Annotated in this window: 1 protein-coding gene; it reads left to right on the top strand. The window is 26.7% G+C overall.

The annotated features are described in order from the left end of the window. The first annotated feature begins 314 nt into the window (after positions 1–314). Positions 315–2048: an IS1634 family transposase gene (locus tag SPJ17_RS04610; RefSeq protein WP_321093117.1), complete on the top strand. Its 1734-nt coding sequence runs from the start codon at positions 315–317 to the stop codon at positions 2046–2048. Positions 2049–2225: the final 177 nt, after the last annotated feature.

Genomic DNA, 2225 nt, shown 5'->3' with positions numbered 1-2225 from the left:
TCATAATGTCATTAATTTCATCTATCTTCTTATCTTCCATAGAAACCTCTTTTATACTTTTATTTCTCTACTATTATACTACAAGAAGGCAGAAAAAATAAAGGCATTCTCCCTTAGGAAATGGATTATAATTTTCTTTGTCTTATTTTCTATTTTATAGGGAATATGTAAAATCATTTGGAATACCCTGAGTTTTACACTTGTTATGCTATAAAGTGAAAGTATATATAAAAAACATGTATATTTTCACTTTTTTATTTATTTTATTGCGTTATGCTACATTTTATGCTATAATGTATGTAGGGTGATGTTTTGTGATTAGATATGATAAACATAAAAGAAAAAATGGAATCAAAACTCAAGTTAGAGTTGTTGAAGGCTATAGAGAAAATGGAAAAATCAAACAAAGAACCATAAAAGATTTTGGTTATCTAGAGGATCAAGATAACCAAGATGAATTCATTACTGCGGTAAAGCTTTTTGATGAGAATTATAAAAAAGAAAAGCTTTCTATTAAAAAGAACACCAGAAAAAAATTTTTCGAGGATAATAGTTCTACTAAGTATAATTATGGTTATAAATTTTTATCTGCTATCTATGATTCTTTAGAATTGGATAAATTCTTTGAGAATGTTAATTTCAAAGGTGATTATGATTTGAATTCCATTTTGAAATATTTTGCTATTCAAAGAATACTTAACCCCGCTTCTAAAAGACATACAACACAAATTATGGGGAATCTCTATGATTGTTCTATTGATTTTGACCTTACGGATGTATATCGTTCCTTAGATAAGTTTAGTGATTTAAGTGTTGATATTCAAAAGTACCTTAACGATAAAATAGTAAAAATGATTGGCAGAAATTTTGATTACGGCTACTATGATGTTACGAATTATTATTTTGAAATAGATTATCCTGATGCTGATGGACTTAGACAACGTGGTGTATCTAAAGAACATAGAACAGATCCTATTGTTCAATTAGGCTTATTTATGGATGAAAATTCATTGCCTGTATGTATGGGTATATTTCCTGGAAATACCTCAGATTCTTTAACATTTCAACCAACTATGAATAAGATAAAAGAAAGCTATAGTCTAAAGAAGGTTATTGCTGTTGCTGATAAAGGAATGAATTCTTCTAAGAATATCGATTATCTTGTTAATAGTGGTAATGGTTTTGTTTTTAGTCAAATATTAAAAGGAAAAAAGGGAAAAAGATATCATGAGATAATGTTTGACGAAAATGGATATACTTATAATTCGAATAGAACCTTCAAGTATAAAACATTTATTGAGGATTATGATGGATTAGATTCAAATGGGAATAAAGTTAAAAGAAAAAGAAAAGTACTTATTTATTGGAAATATGAAGATGCTTTAATGGCAGCTAGAAAAAGAGATGATAAGCTTAATAAAGCTTTAAAATCTTTAGGTAATAATGCTTTTACTATTAAACATGCTTATGATGAGTATATTAAGAATCTATACACTACTGAAAGTGGGGAAATAGCTAATGAAGTATATAGATCCGTTGATTATGAAAAAGCTAAAGAGGATGCTAAATTTGATGGATTCTTTTGTATCATTACTTCAGAATTAGAATATGATTATTCTAAAATTTTAGAAACTTATAGTGGTTTATGGAGAATTGAAGAAAGCTTTAGAATTACTAAATCACAATTAGAGGTTAGACCTATTTTTGTAAGAACTAAAAAACATATTGAAGGCCATTTCTTGATTTGTTTTATTTCATTACTGTTATTAAGAATGCTTCAATTAAAAATGAATTATTCTATTTCTGCAGAAAGAATAATCGAAGCTTTAAATACTAGTATGTGTATCAGTGACTCTTTAAACAAGGTTAGAGTATTAAAAAATGATGAAGTATTAATTTATGATGAAAATAATAAATTGACTTTAGATAATCAAATAATAAATGATTTACTATTAATCATTCAATCCTTAGATGCTGAAATACCTTATGCAGAATATACGAAACAAGAATTTGACAAATACTTAAATTCTATTATATACAAACCATAATAAAAAGCCGATTACTTACTAAATCATGTATGTAGGCGGCTTTTGTAGCATAACAAGTGTAAAACTCAGGTTATAGCATAGTCATTAATGAAATTAAAGCAAAAAATGAATAAAGTCCTTGTGTTTCCCCATTTTTTATTTCAAACATAAATTAATGATTTTATGCTGGATTAAACC

Origin of the sequence: Anaeroplasma sp., from assembly GCF_034179385.1 — a bacterium.
Lineage (GTDB): Bacteria > Bacillota_I > Bacilli_A > Acholeplasmatales > Anaeroplasmataceae > Anaeroplasma.
The sequence above is the reverse complement of the archived record's forward strand: the minus strand, read 5'-3'. Positions and strand labels throughout refer to the sequence as shown.